The organism is Plantactinospora soyae (assembly GCF_014874095.1).
Taxonomy (GTDB): Bacteria; Actinomycetota; Actinomycetes; order Mycobacteriales; family Micromonosporaceae; genus Plantactinospora; species Plantactinospora soyae.
This window is the reverse complement of record NZ_JADBEB010000001.1, coordinates 6,902,047-6,919,299: the sequence shown is the minus strand read 5'-3', so window position 1 is coordinate 6,919,299 and position 17,253 is coordinate 6,902,047. Positions and strand designations below refer to the sequence as shown.

The following is a 17,253-nucleotide window of genomic DNA, read 5'->3' as shown; positions in this document are numbered from 1 at the left end:
CCCGCGCATACCGGTCAGCCGGCCCCGGCCACCGCGACGAGCACGACGAGCGCGACAGCCACCAGCACGGCCAGGGATCCGGTCCAGACCAGCCCGGTCGTCCCGTACCAGAATCCGCCGGCCGGGGTGGTCGGCGCGGCGGCAGCCCGACCGGAGCCCGGTGCGGTCCGGCCCACCGACGAACCGGCCGGGCCGGCGACCGACCAGACCGCACCGGGCTCCGGCCCGGACGCCAGCGCGGGACCGTCCGGCCGCGCCGCCACCGGATCGCCGAGTTCCGCCGGACCGCCCCACCGTGCCGCCACCGGATTGCCGGGTTCCGCCGCCGAAGCGCCGGGACCGGAGTGCCGGGATGGCCGGCCGGCCGGATCAGCGGGCTGGCCGGGCGAATGCGGGGTGCCGTGGCACAGCGCTCCCTCGGCGACCACCGTCTCCGGCTGGTCGAGCGTGCTGGCGGCGATGCCCAGTTCGGCGTGGATCAGCCGGGCGGCGAGGGGGATCCGGCTCGACCCGCCGACCAGGAAGATCCCGACCAGGTCGGCGGGCTCCAGCCCGGCGGCGGCGATCGTCCGGGCCAGGCAGTTGACCGTCTGGAGCAGCTGCCGACGGATCAGCGACTCCAGTTCCTCCCGGGTGACGTGTGCCCGGATGTCCAGCGCCGGCAGGTGCACGTCGGCGCTGGACATCCGGGACAGCAGTTCCTTGGCGGCCCGTACGTCGTCGTAGAGCAGCGCCCGCTGCCGGCGCCGCTGCGAGTCGTCCGGGCTCACCAGCCCGTGCCACAGCTCGGTCCGGGTCCCGGCGTAGCCCCGGCCGAGGTGTTCGACCAGCGCCTGGTCGAAGTCGAGTCCGCCCAGATCGCTCAGCCCCAGCTCGGCGAGCACGTCGAAGCCGCCCACGGTACGGCGCACCACGGCCGCGTCGAAGGTTCCGCCGCCCAGGTCGTAAACGGCCAGCGCCCGACCCGGCGGCATCGCCGCGCCGAGCACCGTCGGGTAGTACGCGGCCGCAGCGACCGGCTCGACGACCAGGCGCGGCGGCGGCAGGCCGGCGGCGAGCGCGGCGGCCACCAGCACCGAACGACGCGGCTCACCCCAGCGCGCCGGATGAGTGAGCCGGACCTCGTCGACGCCACCGATCTGCCGCTCCGCCTCGACGGCGATCCGTCGCAAGACCGCCGCGACCAGGTAGGTCACCGGTACCTCCCGGCCGCCGAGCAGCACCACGCCGTCGTCGATCCGTCGCTTCGGATGCGGCTCGAACCGGGCCGGATCTCCTCGGGCGGCCCGCTCGGCGTCCCGGCCGACCAGCAGCGCACCGGCCGGGTCGAGGCAGACCGCCGACGGCAGCAGCGGGGTGCCGTCGAAGAGCAGCGGGCGACTCCGGCCGTCCGCGTTCCGCACCACGGCCACGGTGTTGGACGTACCGAAGTCGATGGCGAGCAACCGCATGGCAGCACCCTACTGTCCCGGAGGTTCACCGCCCGCCGGATGAAAGTGCCGCCCTCCGGTCATCCGGCGGCCAACCTCGCGGCGCATACTCGCACCGTGATCCGGGACTTCGCCTACCTCGACGCCCCCACGCCGCTGGCCTTCGCCCACCGGGGCGGCGCCGCGCGGGGCGACGAGAACACCACCGAGGCGTTCGCCCGGGCGGTCCGGCTCGGCTACCGGTACGTCGAAACCGACGTCCACGCCACCGCCGACGAGGTACCGGTGGTGTTCCACGACGCGACACTGCACCGGATGACCGGCGAACGGGGCCGGATCGCCGGTCTGCGCTGGGCCGACCTCCAGACGATCAGGATCGGCGGTGCCGCGGCCGTGCCCCGGCTCGACGACGTCCTCGGCGCCTGGCCGCAGATCCGGTTCAACGTCGACGTGAAGGCCGACAGCGCGGTCCTGGCCACGGCGCGCACCGTCGAACGGGTCGGCGCCGGTGACCGGGTCCTGCTCGCGTCGTTCAGCGACACCCGACTGGCCCGGCTGCGGCTGCTGGCCGGACCGAAGGTCGCCACCTCGCTGGGCCTGCGCGGGGTGGCACGGCTGCGGCTCGCCTCGCTGGCGAACCGGCGGTTGGCGCTGCCGCCGACGGTGGTGGCCGCCCAGGTTCCGGTCCGGTACCGGGGCGTACGGGTGGTCGACCGGCGATTCGTCGACTACGTCCACCGGCTGGGCCTACAGGTCCATGTCTGGACCATCGACGAACTCACCGAGATGAACGAGTTACTGGACATGGGTGTGGATGGCATCATGACCGATCACGTCGACGTACTGCGCGAGGCGTACCTCAGCCGCGGACACTGGCCCTCCGATCGGTAGGTCGGCCCGGACCACCCCCGCCCGACCCCCGCCGAAGGACCGATCATGGCCGAGACACTTCCCGCGACGGCGGAGGACGCGCCACCCAGCACCCGCCACGAACGCGTCGGCTGGTACTTCTACGACTGGGCGAACTCGGCGTTCAACACCACCGTCATCACCGTCTTCCTCGGCCCGTACCTGACGTCGATCGCGAAGGCCGCCGCCGGGTGCGCCTCGGACGACCCGTGCCGGGGCCAGCGGATCGGCCTGCTCGGCATCGACATCGCGCCCGGCTCGCTGTTCCCGTACATGGTGTCGCTGTCGGTGTTCCTGACCGTCTTCGTACTGCCGATGGTGGGCGCCGTCGCCGACCGGTCGGCGCACAAGAAGGAAATGCTGGCGCTGTTCGCCTACATCGGCTCGGCGGCCACCGTCGGCCTGCTCTTCCTCACCGGTGACCGCTATCTGCTCGGTGCGGGGCTGTTCCTGATCGCGAACATCGCCTACGGCGCGAGCATCGTCGTCTACTACTCGTTCCTGCCCCAGATAGCCGGGCCGGAGGACCGGGACAGCGTCTCCAGCATCGGCTGGGCGATCGGGTACATCGGCGGCGGGCTCCTGCTGGCGATCAACGTGGCGGCGGTGCTGTTCAAGGACTCGCTCGGCATGGACACCGGCGAGGTCGCCCGGTACAGCATGGTGTCGGCCGGCATCTGGTGGGCCGCGTTCACCACCATCCCGCTGATCCGGCTGCGCAACCGCCCGCCGGTGGCCGGACCGGCCCAGGGACCGCTGCTGATCGACGGGTTCCGGCAACTGTGGCACACGCTGCGCAGTCTCAAGGCGTACCCGTTGACGTTGTTCTTCCTGATCGCGTACCTGATCTACAACGACGGCATCCAGACGGTCATCTCGCTCTCCGCCGTCTACGGCACCGAGGAGCTGAAGCTCTCCGACGACGTGTTGGTGCCGACCATCCTGATGGTGCAGTTCCTGGCCTTCGCCGGGGCGCTCGGGATGGGCGCGCTGGCCAAGCGGATCGGCGCCTGGAAGACGATCCTGATCAGCCTGGTGCTCTGGACGGTGGTGCTGGCGGTGGCGTTCCGACTGCCGGCCAACGAGGAGATCCCGTTCGTGCTGCTCGGCGGCGGAATCGGCATCGTGCTCGGCGGCAGCCAGGCGCTGAGTCGGTCGCTGTTCAGCCAGCTGATCCCGAAGGGCAAGGAGGCCGAGTACTTCGGGCTCTACGAGATCTCCGACAAGGGCACCAGTTGGCTCGGGCCGCTGCTGTTCGGCCTGGCGTACGGGATGACCGAGAGCTACCGGGTGGCGATCATCTCGCTGTTGGTGTTCTTCATCGTCGGCTTCGTGCTGCTGCTCGCCGTGCCGATCCGTCGGGCGATCGTCGCCGCCGGAAACGTACCGCCGGCGCGGCTCTGAGGGTCGGCGACGATCGAGGCGGCGGCGTGGGCGGCCGGACGCCTCGCGTGGGGCCGGCATCCGGCTACCGCTGTCCGGACCGCCCGCCGTGTCCTACTGTGGGGCCGGCGAGCCGTACGAGACAGGGGGCACGGGATGGAACCGATCGCGGTGGCGGCCGGAACGTCGTTGGTCGGCGCGATGGCCAGCGACGGATGGCCGGTGGCCCGGGCCGAGGTGGTCGCGTTCTGGCGACGGGCCCGGGCGGACGAGGCCGACACCGTGGCCGACGACCTGGCCGAACTGCGCGCCGAGGTGCTGGCCGCCCGGCAGGCCGACGATCCCGACCTGGAGCGGGCGCTGGCCGGGATCTGGCAGCGCCGGTTCCAGGAACTGTTGCGCCCCGATCCCGGGCTCTCCGGCGAACTGCGGTCGATTCTGGAACAGCACCTGGCGCCGACGCTGGCCCCGGACGAGCGGGCCGAGGTGGCCGCGACGGTGTCGGACGAGAAGGAGCGGCACGACCGGCGGTGACCGGCAGGTGCCCGGCGGATGACCGGAGTGGTGATCAACACGGCGGGTCGTACGAAAACGCCGGGTGGCCTAGGCTCACCGACCGTGACCGACGACATCCGTACCGACCGGGCCGAGCCGGTCGGAGCCGAGTCCGCCCTGTCCGCCGCGTGTTTCGCCGCTGGCGACGGCCGGTTACGCCACGGTGCCGCGCTCAAGTTCTTCTGGGGACCGATGGACTGCGGCAAGTCGACGATGGCCCTGCAGATGAACTACAACCATGCCCGGCAGGGGCGACGCGGCCTGGTACTGACCCGGATCGACCGCTCGCTCGGCCCGCAGATCACCACCCGGATCGGCCTGGCACACGAGGCGATCGAGGTCACCGAGGAACTCGACCTCTGTGAGCTGGTGCGGTCACGGTGGGCCGCGGGCATCCGGGTCGACTACTTGATCTGCGACGAGGCCTGCTTCTACACGGTGCCGCACATCGAGCAGATGGCGGAACTGGTCGACCGGTACGACGTCGACGTGTTCGCGTTCGGCCTGGCCAGCGACTTCCGGTCCTGTCTGTTCCCGGCGGCGCAGCGGTTGTTCGAGCTCGCTGACGAGGTGTCCCGGATCCAGGTCGAGGTGCTCTGCTGGTGCGGGCGGCCGGGGCTGCTCAACGCCCGGGTGGTGGCCGGAACGGTGGCCCGGGAGGGCGAGCAGGTGGTCATCGGCGACACCGTCGACGAGGCAGAGGTGCGCTACCAGGTGTTGTGCCGGCGGCACTACCGCAACGGCGACCTGGGCGGCAACCGCTGACGGTCAGCCCCAGAGGGCTTCCACGGAGGTCTCCAGGGCACGGGCGATCTTGATGGCGAGGTAGACCGAGGGCGCGTAGTCGCCGGTCTCCATCGCGATGATGGTCTGTCGGCTCACCTCGACAGCGTCCGCGAGCTGCTGCTGGGTCAGTCCGGCCGCGCGGCGTTGGACCCGTATCCCCGCGCCGACCGCACTGTTCGGCCGTCCCCGTACCGGCCCGCCGGTGCGGACCATCAGTCGAGTTCCTCGGCTGCGGCCGCCCGATTCCGGCGCCGGGCGTCGAGGCGTACGCCGACGGCCGCGCCGCCGATGCCGAACGCCGCGCCGAGCGGTACGGCCCAGACGGGTGGGCCGGCGAGGAGGTGGTACGCGCGGGCCAGGCCGAACAGGAAGAGCAGGTACGGAACGCCGACGAGCAACGCGGTACTGATCGTCCGCGTGGTCCAGCGGATCCGGCGGGGGTCGACCCGGCGCCGCGCGACGTACCGGGCGCACAGCAGGATCGGCAGGTAGAGCAGGGCCAGCAGCACCACGAGGGTCGGTGCCACGGGTCGGCCGCCGACCCACACCAGCACCGCCGCCGCCCATGGCAGGGCGATCCACTGGATCATGGCGGCCGTCGCCATGCCCTCGTACCAGCGCAGCCGTTCGCGTTCGTCGCCGTAGGTGTGGCCGTCGGGGTCGAGAGCCCAGTCGGCGATCCGGTCCAGCACGGTGATCCGGCTGGTGGGGGCGGGTGAGGTGGTCATGACGTCGAGCATGACGTCAACTCTTCTTTACGTCAAGAACACTTCACATCGAGTGCGCCGGGTCACGCTCAGAACGGATCGCCGCAGACCTGCCACCGGTCGCCGTCCTTCACCATCGGCATCTCCCGCACGTCCACCGCACCGGAGCGACGGGTCAGCCTGGCGGTGACGGTGCCCCGGACCTGCCCCCGGTCGGTCGCGACCGCGACGTCGTCGATGGCGTACCGGTTGATCGTGGGCGGCACCGACAGCCGCTGGACGAAGTCGTCCCGGCTCCACCGCTCGCGGGTGTCCCCGCAGAGCTTGTCGTAGGCGCCGGCCGCGTCGCCGCTGGTCACGTCGCGGAGGAACGCCTCCGCCGCGTCCCGCGCCCCGCCGGAGGACTGCCGAACCTGCTGGTAGTTCCAGGCGCCGAGCCCCGCCGCGCCCACGCAGCAGACGAAGAGCCCGGCCGCGGCCAGCGACAGGACGCCCCGCATCCGGCGCGGCCGCCGGGCCGGCCGAGCCCCCGGCACCTCGTATCCCATGGCCTCGACGGTAGATATGCCACCGCGATCGGCGCAGCGAACCGGCCGGGTTCCGGCTCGTGGACCGTACTCCGGCGGGCCGGCATGATCGGCTCGGGCGGTGCCGCCGGGATCGGCCGTGGTCTACGGTCGGGATCATCCCCGTCGCCGACCCCGCCCCTCCGCCGGCCCTCGACTCCAAGGAATCAGACCATGGTGCGCTACGTCCAGGCGGTACCCGCGCCCGCCGACCCGTACACCGGTGACCGGCTGCTGCGGTCCTGGCTCGACCGTCAGCTCGGCGCGGACGGACACGCCGCCGCCGCCGACCGGCTGACCGCGCTCGCCACCGACGTCACCGGACCGCTCCGGGCCGCGCACGCCCTCGCCGAGGCGCACCCGCCCACACTGGTCCGTTACGGCCCGTGGGGGGCCAGGATCGACCGGATCGAGACCTCGGTCGGCTGGCAGGCGCAGCGCGAGGCCGCCGCCCGGCACGCCGTGGTCGCGCTGCCGTACCTGGCGCGGGCCCGGAGCACCTGGGGCGCGGCAGCCCGGGTCGTCCAGCACGCCCTGCTGCACCTGTACGGCCCGGAGTCGGCAACCTTCTCCTGCCCGGTCGCGATGAGCGACGGTGCGGCGGCACTGCTCTCCCGCCCCGAGGTCGACCCGGCGCTCCGGGACGCCTGGTTGCCCCGGCTCACCTCGACCGATCCGAGCCGGGTGGTCAGCAGCGGCCAGTGGATGACCGAGTCACAGGGCGGCTCCGACCTGGCCCGGTCGACCACCATCGGCCGGCCGGCCAGCGACGGCTCGTGGCGGCTGACCGGCGAGAAGTGGTTCTGCTCGGCGGCCGACGCCGAACTGGCGGTCGCACTGGCCCGCCCCGACGCGGCCGGTCGGGGCAGTCGGGTACTCGCCCCGTTCCTGGTCCCGCGCTACGCCGCCGACTCGCCACTGGCGCTGCCGAGTGCCGAACCGGACGCACCGGCACCGGGGGTCACCGTGCACCGGCTCAAGGACAAGCTCGGCACCCGGGCGCTTCCCACGGCCGAGATCGGGCTGCACGACGCGTACGCCTGGCCGCTGGGTGACCCGACCCAGCCCGGTCTCACCCGGGCGATGACCCTGGTCGTGGTGACCCGGGTACACAACGCGGCAGCCGCCGCCGGTGGCATGCGCCGGGGGCTGGCGTACGCCCGCGCGTACGCCGACGCCCGCCAGGTCGCCGGCGGGCGGCTGATCACCTCGCCGCTGCACCGGGCCACCCTCGGTACCCTCGCGGTGGACGCGGCCGGTGCGTTCGTGCTCGCCGGGCACGCGTTCGCGCTGCTCGGCCGGGTCGAGGTCGGTGCCGATCCCGACGCCGAGGCCGAGCTGCGGATCGTGGCGCCGCTGGCCAAGCTCGCCACCGCACGGCTGGCGGTCTCGTCGGCCAGCGAGTACGTGGAGAGCTTCGGCGGCGCCGGGTACGTCGAGGACACCGGCGTGCCCCGACTGCTCCGGGACGCGCAGGTGCTGCCGATCTGGGAGGGCACCACCAACGTGCTCGCCCTGGACGTGCTCCGGGCGGTCGTCCGGGACGACGCCGCCACGCCGCTGCTCAAGCGCCTCGACCAGGCGGTAGACACCGCCCGGCGGCTGCACCCGGCGCTGGCCGACACGCTCGGCGCCGGCACCGCCGAGCTGCGGAACTCGCTCGCCGAGGTCGCCGCCGATCCGGAGGCCGTCGGCGTGATCGCCGGAGCCCGAGGGTTGGCCCTGCGGATGGCGTACGCGCTCAGCACCGCGCTGCTGGTCGAGCAGGCGGCCTGGGGCGACGAGGTGGCGGAGGTGGCGGCCCCGCTCTGGGCGCGGCGCTGGCTGCGCGGCGGCGACATCGCGGCCGACGCCCACCACGAACTCGACTCACTCTGCTGAGCCGTTCCCGGTTCGGATCACGTACCTGACAGGAGGTGTCAGCTATCCGGGGCAGGCTGGCCGGCATGAACAAAATCGCCGACCTCATCATGGTCAGCCTCGACAGCCCCGATCCCCGCGCGCACGCCGAGTTCTACCACCAGGTACTCGGCTGGGAGATAACCGCGAGTGAAGACGAATACGCCATGATCAGTGACGGACACACCTCGATCGGCTTCGGCCTGGTCGAGGGGTACCGGCCGCCGGCCTGGCCGGACACCTCCGGCGGCAAGCGCTACCACCTCGACTTCTACGTCGACGACCTGGACAAGGCCGAGGCGAGCTGTGTGCAGGCCGGCGCGGCCCGGCCCGACTTCCAGCCGGGCGGCGACCGGTGGCGGGTCCTCACCGACCCGGCCGGCCAGCCGTTCTGTGTCTGCCTGCGACCGCAGGACTGATCGGGGGCGGTCACGGGTGGCGTGCCGTCGGAGGCTCCGGTCAGCTCTGGCGGCGCGCCCGGGCCGCCCAGATCGCGTACGCCGGGTCCCGGTCCAGGTTGTGCCGGTCCCGGTCGTACCGGCGGGTGGTCCGGGGATCGGCGTGCCCCATCGCGTCCTGCACGTCCTCCAGCGGGACCCCCTCGGCCCGGGCCGAGGTGGCGAAGGCGTGCCGCAGCGAGTGCGGGGAGAGCCGCTCCCAGGCCGGAATGTCCGCCACCCGGGCCAGTCGGCGGACCAGCCGGAACACGGCGTGCCGGTCCAGCCGGTTGCCGGTGGCGGTGACCAGCAACGCCCCGCCGAGCTGGTCGGTCGGCCGCTGTTCGGCGGCCGACCGGGCGGCCAGATAGGCGTCCACCACGTACGCCGAACCGGGGGTCAACGCCCGGCGGCGGGCCCGGCCGCCCTTGCCGACGAACCGGACGCTGCGGTGCCCCCGCTCGTATCCCAGGTCGGACAGGTCCAGGGAGACCAGCTCGCCGACCCGCAGCCCGAGGTCGGCCAGCAGGACCAGCACCACCCGGTTGCGCAGCGCGTTGACGCCGGTGTCCGCCTCGGCGGCGGCGAGCAGGGCATCGACCTCGTCCGAGGTCAGCCCCACGGTGGCGGAGTGGTCCCGGTCCACCCGGGGCCGGTCGGCGCCGGAGACCGGATTGGCCGGCACCACGCCCAGCCGACCGAGGAAGGTGTACCAACTCGACAGGGCGGAGAGCTTTCGGGCCACCGTGGCCGGGGTGAGTGACCGGCCACTGCGCGCGTCGACACTCGACTCCAGGTCCCGGGCGTACGTGTTGACGTGCAGGAAGGTGGCCCCGAGCGGATCGAGGTCCCGCCCTGTGCACCAGGACAGCCAGCCGGTGATGTCCCGTCGGTACGCGGCCCGGGTGTGTTCGGACAGCCGACGGTTACGCAGCCAGGCCTCGGTGAAGTCGGCCGGGGAGTCGGTCAGGGCGAGCCGACCGGTGGTCCGACGGACCAGGGTGGGAGTGGATCGGGGCACGCGAGAAAGGTTCCCAGATCGTTCCGTCCCCGGCGTCCAGGCGCGCCCGGGAACCTTCGGTGCCCCCGAATACCGGGATAGCCTTCCTGGCGTGCGCGCCAGCCGACTCGTGTCGTTACTGCTGCTCCTGCAGGCGCGGGGGCGGATGACGGCGCAGGAACTCTCCACGGCGCTGGAGGTGTCGGTCCGGACCGTCTACCGCGACGTCGAGTCGCTCGGCGCCGCCGGGGTGCCGGTGTACGCCGACCGTGGCCCGACCGGCGGCTACCGGCTGCTCGACGGCTACCGGACCCGGCTGACCGGGCTGACCGTCAACGAGGCGGAGACCCTGTTCCTCACCGGCATGCCCGGTCCCGCCGAGGAACTCGGCCTCGGCACCGTACTGGCCGGAGCCGAGTTGAAGCTGCTCGCCGCGCTTCCCGGTGAGCTGGGTGACCGGGCCGCCCGGTCCCGGGACCGGTTCCATCTGGACGCCCCGGGCTGGTTCCGCTCCACCGAGCCGACGCCGTACCTGGCCGCGCTCGCCGACGCCGTGTGGCGGGAACGCATGGTCGAGATCCGGTACCGCCGCTGGAAGGCGCCGCAGGAGGTGGACCGCCGGCTCGCCCCGCTCGGCGTGGTGCTCAAGGCGGGCCGCTGGTACCTGGTGGCCCGGGCGGGCACGGAGGCCAGGGCGTACCGGATCGCCAGCGTGCTCGACCTGACCGTGCTGGACGAGGGATTCGAGCGGCCGGCGGACTTCGACCTGGCCGCGTTCTGGCAGGCCTGGAGCCGCCGGTACGAGGAGAGCGTCTACCGGGCCGAGGCGACGGTACGGATGACGGCGGCGGCACTCGACCTGATGCCGTTCGTGTTCCCGCCAGCGATGTCCCGGGCGGCACGGGAGGCCGCCGGTCCGGTCGACGACGCCGGCTGGCTCTACACGGTGGTGCCGATCGAGTCGGTCCGGCAGGGGCACATCGAGTTGCTGAAGCTCGGCGCCGACGTCGAGGTGCTCGCCCCGGCCGAACTGCGGGCCGTGTTCGTCGCGACGGCCGGGGCGCTGGCGCGGCGCTACCGGGTCACCCTGGACTGAGCCGCGCCGGACTCCCCCGGTCCGCACCGCCGTGCCCCGGCGCCTTCCGTCAACCCCTCAGCCGCTTCTCGAACCAGTGGTCGGCGTACGGCGAGACGGAGAAGGCAGCGACCTCGCGGTAACCCTGCCGGGCGTACAGCCCCCGGGCCTCGACCAGATCGTGCCGGGTGTCCAGCCGTACCGTCGTCGCGCCGTACGCCACCGCGGCCGCCTCGACCGCGTCGAGCAGCCGTGCGCCGCCGCCCTGCCGCCGGGCCGACGGCCGGACGTACACCCGGGTTATCTCGGCCACCGGCAGGTCGCCGAGCCGGAGCCCGACACAGCCGGCCGGCTCGCCGTCGTACCAGCCCACCAGGAACAGGCCGGTCGGCGGTCGCAGATCGTCGCTCGGCTCCTCTTCCAGCACGGCGTCGACCTCGGCAGTTTCGGCCGGACGGCCGTGGTACCGGCCGACGATGTCGGTGTAGTAGTCGCGTAGCAGCGCGCTGGCCGTCGCGCCGTCCACGGGCTCGTCGCGGACCGTCCAGGCCCGGGTTGTGATCGTCTCCACCCGCCCAGTCTCGCCACCGCGTCCAGCGGATATCCGGGCAGCACCCGCCGACCGGTCCGGCGGTCACGCCGGGCCGGCGAGGTCCGGTACGGCCGGACCGTTCGCGACGACGCCGAGGGATCAGTCCGGCGGAACCGTGGTCAGTCCGGCGGAACCGTGGTCAGCCCGGCGAGCCGACCCGGCAGGTCGAAGACGGACGCCAGCCGGTGCCGGTCGGGCACCGGCGCCTGACCCGTCGGGTCGATCAGGTACGCCAACATGCCGATCCGCCGTGGCCCGTGGTAGTCCGGCTCGATGGAGTCGCCCACGAAGACCACGGACTCGGCGGCCACTCCGAGTTCCCCGAGTGCCGCCGCGTAGATCCGGGGGTCGGGCTTGCGCCAGCCGACCCGTACCGACGTGATCACGGCGTCGAACAGCGACTCGACCCCCATCGCGGCCAGGTGGGCGGGGACCAGCGGGGCATGGTGGGTGTTGCTGACCACGGCGAGCCGGTAGTCGGCGGCGAGTCCGGACAGCAGGTCGGCGATGCCGGGCAGGTAGTGGACCTCCCGGTTCCACTCCGCGACGTAGGTGTCGACGAACGCCCGTACGTCGGCCGCGTCCGGCTCTCGGCCCAGCGCCGCCGAGAGGAACGCCTCGGTGACCTCCTCCATGGCGAACTCGTGGTCGTCCAGGTCGCAGCTCCGGTCGAAGTCCGTGCAGACCCGCGACCACTCCAGGAGGAAGTCCGGATAGTCCAGCCGCCCGCCGTACCAGCGCAGCAACTCGTGCGAGCGCTGGTACCCCTGCTCGGTCCGGCTGGCCGAGTAGTCCACCAGGGTGCCGAAGAAGTCGAACAGAACGTGCGTGTGTCGGGTCGACGTCACCGGCGCATGGTGTCACGACGGTCGCCAAGATCGGGACCCGGTCGACCAGGCGATCGGTCGACCGGGTCATCGGCCGATCGGCTGAGCGACTGCTCAGTGGTGGCGATCGGAGCCGGCATCGCGGAGCCCGGTCCGGACTAACCGGACGCGTTCGCCGGCTCCGGCTGTGGCTGCGCCGTCGGCCGGCTGACCTGAAGTCGGCGTACGCCGGGCACGGCCGCGGTGCCCAGACAGACCAGCGCGACCATCACCGCGCCGATTCCCAGCGGCACCGACGGTGACCAGGCGTCGGCGGCGAGCGGGGCGAGTACGTACCCGAGCGGCATCGCGGCCAGCGAGAGAAGCCAGTCGTACGAGGTGACCCGGGCGAGCGTGTGTGGTGGTATCTCCGCCTGGACGACCGTCTGCCACACCGGGTTGAGGAAGCCGAGGGCGGCCAGCGCGACACCGTAGGAGACGATCACCGCCCAGGACGGCGCGGCGACGGCGAAGAGGGTGAGCGGTAGCGCGTACGTGGCGAGACCCAGGTTGGCGACGAGGATCGGCCGCTTCAGTCGGGCCCGGCCGGCCAGCAGGGATCCGATCAGCAGACCGATGGCGCCCGCTTCGAGCACCAGGACCCAGACGCCCTCACCGCCCAGTTCGCTGATCGCCACCGCCGGGCCGAGCGTGACCAGCACCGCCGCCACACCGTTCCAGACCGCGTGCGCCACCAGGCTGCTCCAGTACCAGTCGCGGGACTGGACCTCCGCCCAGCCCTCCCGCAGGTCGGCCAGGAGCGAGCGCCGTTCGATCGGCGTGTGGCGTACCCGCAGCACGGCGAGCAGCGCGGCGCTGACGGCGAAGCTCGCGCCGTCGAGGACGAACGCCCAGCCCGGACCGGCTGCCCAGATCAACGCCCCGGCCAGGGCCGGGCCGGCGAGTCCGGTGGCGCTGCGGGCCGCACCGAGCGCGGCGTTGGCCCGTTGCCGTCCTGGACCGTCGACGATTCCGGCGACCAGCGGTGACGTGGTGGGCATCGCGAACGCCGACGCGACGCCACCGACGGCGGAGGCGGCGGCGATGGGCAGCAGTGTCGGAGTGCCGCTGAGCAGCTCGACACCGATGAAGACCTGTGTGCCGCAGCGGACGAGATCGGTGCTGATCGCGACGATCCGGGTGTTGAACCGGTCGGCGATCACGCCGCCGATCGGCAGGAGCAGCAGTCTGGGCACCATCGCGCAGCCGAGCACCAGGGCGAGCGCGGAGGTCGAACCGGTGACCCGGAGCACCGCGAGCGCGAGTGCGGCCGGCACGACGGCGTCGCCGAGCGCGGACAGCGTACGGCCGAGGAAGAGCAGCTGGAAGGCGCGGAGCCGGAGCGGATGAGGCACGCCAGGGACAGTATTTCGACGTCGAACCTTTCGTCAACGAATAATTCCGTGTCGACGTAGAGTTGTGGCGTGGAACACCGAGACTGGACCGACGGACACGTCGCGCGCTGGCTGCCCGTCCTGCCCCACCTCGACCCGGACGTCGAGGCCGCGGTCACCCGGATGAAACTGGTGACCAAACACCTGCGCCGGTTCCGGGAGAACTCCCTGGTCGACTTCGATCTGCAACGGCACGAGTTCGACACCCTGCACGCACTCGCCGGACGGCACGGCCGGGCGGTGCCGTCGCAACTCGCCGACGACCTCGGTCTGGCGCCCCCGTCGGTGACGGCACGGGTCGACGCCCTGGTCGCCCGGGGATTCGTCCGGCGGACGCCGTCCGTCACGGACCGCCGCCGGATCGACATCGAACTCACCGAGGACGGCCGGGCCGCCTGGCTCGGCGCGATGGACATCCTCGGTCACGAGGAGTACCGCCTGCTCGGCACCCTGACCGCCGACGAGCGGAGAACCCTGTCCGACCTGCTGCGCCGGATCATGCTCGCCGCCGAACAGCCGCCGGCACCCTGAGGATCGGCGGTCAGAGCAGGCCGAGGGCGTGGGCGGCGCCCAGCGCACCGGCCCGGTTCTGGGTACCCAGCTTCCGGAACATCCGGGCCTGGATGTTCTGCACCGTCTTCTCCGCGATGCCCAGCCGCCGGGCGGTCTGCCGCACGGTGTGACCGGAGGCGATGGAGTCGAGGATCTCCGACTCCCGCGCGGTCAGTTCGGGAAGCCCCTGCTGCCCGTCGAGGAACCGGGCGCCGATCCCGGCCACCAACGCGTCCGCCGCGCCGGGTTCGACGGTCACGTGACCGTGGTCGGTCAGCACCAACGCCGGCACCAGGGTCTGGACGAGATCCTCCGCCGCGACGACCCCGGCCACCCCACTGGCCAGTGCCGCGATCGTCTCGGCCGGACTCATCGGCTCGGACCGGACCAGCAGCACGGGCGCGGTTCTCTCGTCGACCCCCGGCCAGTCCGACGGAGCCGGATCGACCAGGACGAGCACCGGCGGGCAGGTGGGCGACCCATCCTGTACGGCAATCCCGCCCTGGTACCGGACGCCGTCCTCGACGACGACGTCAACGCCGTTGGCCGTCAGCACCGCCATCGCCTGGCGCAGCGTCGCCGTCATCGGCCCGCGCAGGACGACCAGCGTCGTACCACCGCGGGTACGGGCCCGGCTACGGCGGCTCGGCGCCCGGTTGACCAGACCCAGCGCCGTGGCGCGGGCGATCGCGTGACTCTGGCTGGACACCAGCAGCTTCCGGTAGATCTGGCGCTTACGGTTCTCCACGGCACCGGATGACAGCCCGAGCAGCTCGGCGATGCGGCTGACGGTGTGCCCGCCGGCGATCAGCGCGATGATCTCCTGTTCCTGATCGCTGAGGCCGGTGTCCGGGCGGACCGGGCCGGACACCGAGCGCACCGCCGCCGCGTGCTGGTGCAGGACCACCATCAGCGCGTCGAGGCTGTGCGAGCCGGGCAGGATCGCGTCCACCCCGACCTGCCAGATCGCGGTCAGCTCCGCGCGGGACAGTTCGTCGTAGACGACCAGCAGCCGCGTCCGGGGGCACCGACGATGCAACGCGGCCAGCGAGGTCAGCGGCTTCGGCCCCACCGCCCCGCCGATGTCGAAGAGTACGAGGTCCGGCGCGCGCAATGCGCACAGCGCCAGCAGATCGGCCTCGTCCGGCACGTGACCAACGACGCTGAACTCCCGCTCGGCGGCGAGGCAGGTCGCCAGCGCGTCCCGGAAGAGCCGCCGAGCCGAGCGGATGGCGAGTCGTACCGACTGTTCCGGGCCTCGGATTGCCTGCACGCTCGCCTCCCCCGGCTCGCGCCACCGCCCGGCATCGGGCCTGATCCCGATGCTCGGGCGACGTGTCAAGCAAGTGCTGCATCGACGCACATCATTGTTATACAAGATCTGCGCGAAGGCATCCGCCTAGGGGGTTTCGACATCCGTCCCCCCGCCCGGCCACGAGCGGCGCTGGGCGAACGGCCGGGGACGGCGCTGGGCGAACGGGTCGGAAGCGGCCGGGTGACGCGCCGCTTCCGACCGACGGTCACTGCCCCCGACTCGCCGGATCCACCCCGGCGAACCGCAGCAGGTCGGTCATCCGGAAGGTGCCCGCGTCACGGACCGGAAGGGTGGGTGTCCAGCCCGGCTGGGCAGCCAGATACGAGTTCGGATCGAGTTGGAGGAGCCCGATGAACACCTCGCCGACGATCCGCCCGCCCACCGGGCCGAGGTGCAGCCCGTTCGCGAGCATCTCGGCCTCGGCCAGCACGTAGTACCACAGTGGACTCTGGTTCTCCAGCGCCACACCGGAACCCGCCAGCTCCTGCAGATGCAGCATCTGCACCCCCATCAGCTGGGCGATCCGCTGACCCGCCGGAATGCTCCAGGTCAGATGGCGGAGCAGGTTCCGCTGTGGCAACGAGATCGGTGGAGCGCCACTGGAGATGGCCCCCAGCGGCAACTGGAACAGCGGGGTCGAGATCCGACGGTCGATCCGCTTGTTCGGGCGCATCTGTCCGTCGCCGAAGTCGAAGAACGTCTGCCACCCGATGAAGCGTCGCGGCGCCCGCCGGCCGCCCCGCAGGTCCACCGGGTCCGCCTGGCCCTCCCCCGCCGGGTCGAAGATGAAGCCAAAGAAGGCGGTACCGTCCGGGTTGCCGGCCAGGTTGGCCCGGTAGGAGGGCCGGACCATGCTGTGCCCGAACCGGTACGCCGCGCCCTGGAACTCGACCGGAATGAACGCCGGCCCCGGCTCGGGGCGGTACCACCGACGCCCCTGGGTCAGGATGTCCTGCACGGCCGCGGCGCCGATGATCTGCGGCAGGAACTCGTGCACGATCAGCCAGTGGTAGTGCCAGGTGACGAGTTGCCGGGCCCGGGCGAACTGGTCGGCCGCCGGCACCCCCTCCTCGACGAGCCGAGCCACCACCCGGTTGTGGAAGAGGATGAACGCCGCGTGCATACCGGAGATGATGAGGTTCTCGTCGTTGCGCGGATCGCCGATGATCGCCGCCCCGTTCGACTGCCGGGGCAGGTCCTCGAACAGGCCGCCGGACTCGATCCGTAGCCGGATCCGGTCGGGCTCGTACAGGTGCGGACTGGTTACCGGCCCACCGCCGTACACGGTGTCCAGGTCCAGCGCCGGCGTACGGGTGTTCGGCGTGGACTCCGGAGCCGTCGGCACGCCCAGCGGCGACACCGCGTCGAAGGTCATGTCGTGGTCCAGGAACTGGCCGAAGAACGTGGTGCCCGCCGTGTGGGTCGGGTTGTCGGGGTTGTTGACGCTCTGCGCCGGGTCGGTGATCAGCAGTACCGGCCCGACGGCGAGGTTGTCCCGGGCGTCGAGTATGCCGCCGGCCCGGCCCAGATCGGTGAGCGCGCTGCGGCGCCGGTCGTCGGCCGGTACGAACGAGGGAAGCTCCGGGAACATCCGGCCGAACCGGTCGGCCGGGGTCGCCGCGACCGCCGGTGCGGCGCTCGCGGCGCCCGGTGCCGCCAGCGCCACGCCGGCCGCGCCGGCACCCACGCCGGTCAGGAAACCACGGCGGCTGACTCCGCTCGGCTGCGTCGGTTCGGATTCCCGGGTCCTGTCCATGACACCCACCTGCCTCAAGCGGCACGGCCGG

General features: G+C 72.4%; 18 protein-coding genes. 8 read left to right on the top strand and 10 right to left on the bottom strand.

What is annotated here, in order from left to right; all coding sequences use genetic code 11:
* Window positions 1-14 precede the first annotated feature (14 nt).
* Complete coding sequence (locus H4W31_RS30255) at window positions 15-1,451, bottom strand: Hsp70 family protein (RefSeq protein WP_192769744.1); 1,437 nt, start codon at window positions 1,449-1,451, stop codon at window positions 15-17.
* A gap of 96 nt (window positions 1,452-1,547) precedes the next feature.
* Between H4W31_RS30255 and H4W31_RS30250 the strand changes: the two genes are divergently transcribed.
* The 4 genes from H4W31_RS30250 to H4W31_RS30235 all read left to right on the top strand — a co-directional run bounded on the left by H4W31_RS30250 (window position 1,548) and on the right by H4W31_RS30235 (window position 5,042).
* On the top strand, window positions 1,548-2,321 hold the full coding sequence (locus H4W31_RS30250; RefSeq protein WP_318783482.1) for a glycerophosphodiester phosphodiesterase family protein: 774 nt from the start codon (window positions 1,548-1,550) through the stop codon (window positions 2,319-2,321).
* A gap of 45 nt (window positions 2,322-2,366) precedes the next feature.
* Window positions 2,367-3,743, top strand: coding sequence for an MFS transporter (locus H4W31_RS30245; protein WP_192769742.1), 1,377 nt, complete (start codon window positions 2,367-2,369; stop codon window positions 3,741-3,743).
* Between the two features lie 135 nt (window positions 3,744-3,878).
* Window positions 3,879-4,256, top strand: coding sequence for a hypothetical protein (locus H4W31_RS30240; protein WP_192769741.1), 378 nt, complete (start codon window positions 3,879-3,881; stop codon window positions 4,254-4,256).
* Window positions 4,257-4,394: 138 nt separating this feature from the next.
* Window positions 4,395-5,042: a thymidine kinase gene (locus H4W31_RS30235; protein ID WP_225947288.1), complete on the top strand. Its 648-nt coding sequence runs from the start codon at window positions 4,395-4,397 to the stop codon at window positions 5,040-5,042.
* Window positions 5,043-5,045: 3 nt separating this feature from the next.
* Here H4W31_RS30235 and H4W31_RS30230 read toward each other — a convergent pair whose 3' ends face one another.
* The 3 genes from H4W31_RS30230 to H4W31_RS30220 form a co-directional block, all read right to left on the bottom strand.
* On the bottom strand, window positions 5,046-5,276 hold the full coding sequence (locus H4W31_RS30230) for a helix-turn-helix transcriptional regulator (protein ID WP_192769739.1): 231 nt from the start codon (window positions 5,274-5,276) through the stop codon (window positions 5,046-5,048).
* Window positions 5,276-5,791, bottom strand: a complete 516-nt coding sequence (locus H4W31_RS30225; protein ID WP_192769738.1) for a hypothetical protein — start codon at window positions 5,789-5,791, stop codon at window positions 5,276-5,278. The genes H4W31_RS30230 and H4W31_RS30225 overlap by 1 nt, the downstream gene beginning before the upstream one ends.
* A 68-nt stretch (window positions 5,792-5,859) precedes the next feature.
* A complete protein-coding gene (locus H4W31_RS30220; protein WP_225945757.1) occupies window positions 5,860-6,318 on the bottom strand; it encodes an Rv0361 family membrane protein in 459 nt (152 codons plus the stop codon).
* Between the two features lie 192 nt (window positions 6,319-6,510).
* On the opposite strand from H4W31_RS30220, the gene H4W31_RS30215 reads away from it, so the two are divergent.
* Window positions 6,511-8,217 (top strand): acyl-CoA dehydrogenase family protein, encoded by a 1,707-nt coding sequence (locus H4W31_RS30215; protein ID WP_192769737.1) that lies wholly within the window; start codon window positions 6,511-6,513, stop codon window positions 8,215-8,217.
* A 65-nt stretch (window positions 8,218-8,282) separates the two neighbouring features.
* Window positions 8,283-8,654 carry a VOC family protein gene (locus H4W31_RS30210; RefSeq protein ID WP_192769736.1) on the top strand — a complete coding sequence of 124 codons (372 nt, stop codon included), beginning with the start codon at window positions 8,283-8,285 and terminating at the stop codon, window positions 8,652-8,654.
* A gap of 40 nt (window positions 8,655-8,694) precedes the next feature.
* Here H4W31_RS30210 and H4W31_RS30205 read toward each other — a convergent pair whose 3' ends face one another.
* On the bottom strand, window positions 8,695-9,672 hold the full coding sequence (locus tag H4W31_RS30205; RefSeq protein ID WP_225947287.1) for a tyrosine-type recombinase/integrase: 978 nt from the start codon (window positions 9,670-9,672) through the stop codon (window positions 8,695-8,697).
* Between the two features lie 112 nt (window positions 9,673-9,784).
* Between H4W31_RS30205 and H4W31_RS30200 the strand changes: the two genes are divergently transcribed.
* On the top strand, window positions 9,785-10,768 hold the full coding sequence (locus H4W31_RS30200; RefSeq protein ID WP_192769734.1) for a helix-turn-helix transcriptional regulator: 984 nt from the start codon (window positions 9,785-9,787) through the stop codon (window positions 10,766-10,768).
* Window positions 10,769-10,817: 49 nt separating this feature from the next.
* On the opposite strand, the gene H4W31_RS30195 is transcribed toward H4W31_RS30200, so the two are convergent.
* From H4W31_RS30195 to H4W31_RS30185, 3 genes are all read right to left on the bottom strand, one after another.
* On the bottom strand, window positions 10,818-11,318 hold the full coding sequence (locus tag H4W31_RS30195) for a GNAT family N-acetyltransferase (protein WP_318783481.1): 501 nt from the start codon (window positions 11,316-11,318) through the stop codon (window positions 10,818-10,820).
* 140 nt (window positions 11,319-11,458) lie between these two features.
* Window positions 11,459-12,187 carry an HAD family hydrolase gene (locus H4W31_RS30190; RefSeq protein ID WP_192769733.1) on the bottom strand — a complete coding sequence of 243 codons (729 nt, stop codon included), beginning with the start codon at window positions 12,185-12,187 and terminating at the stop codon, window positions 11,459-11,461.
* Window positions 12,188-12,324: 137 nt separating this feature from the next.
* A complete protein-coding gene (locus H4W31_RS30185) occupies window positions 12,325-13,560 on the bottom strand; it encodes an MFS transporter (protein ID WP_192769732.1) in 1,236 nt (411 codons plus the stop codon).
* A 69-nt stretch (window positions 13,561-13,629) separates the two neighbouring features.
* On the opposite strand from H4W31_RS30185, the gene H4W31_RS30180 reads away from it, so the two are divergent.
* Window positions 13,630-14,130 carry a MarR family winged helix-turn-helix transcriptional regulator gene (locus H4W31_RS30180; protein ID WP_192769731.1) on the top strand — a complete coding sequence of 167 codons (501 nt, stop codon included), beginning with the start codon at window positions 13,630-13,632 and terminating at the stop codon, window positions 14,128-14,130.
* A gap of 10 nt (window positions 14,131-14,140) precedes the next feature.
* Here the strand turns inward: H4W31_RS30180 and H4W31_RS30175 are convergent, their stop codons facing one another.
* Both H4W31_RS30175 and H4W31_RS30170 read right to left on the bottom strand, forming a co-directional pair.
* Window positions 14,141-15,424, bottom strand: coding sequence for a LuxR C-terminal-related transcriptional regulator (locus H4W31_RS30175; protein WP_192769730.1), 1,284 nt, complete (start codon window positions 15,422-15,424; stop codon window positions 14,141-14,143).
* A 247-nt stretch (window positions 15,425-15,671) separates the two neighbouring features.
* Window positions 15,672-17,222, bottom strand: coding sequence for a peroxidase family protein (locus H4W31_RS30170; protein WP_192769729.1), 1,551 nt, complete (start codon window positions 17,220-17,222; stop codon window positions 15,672-15,674).
* Between the last annotated feature and the right edge of the window lie 31 nt (window positions 17,223-17,253).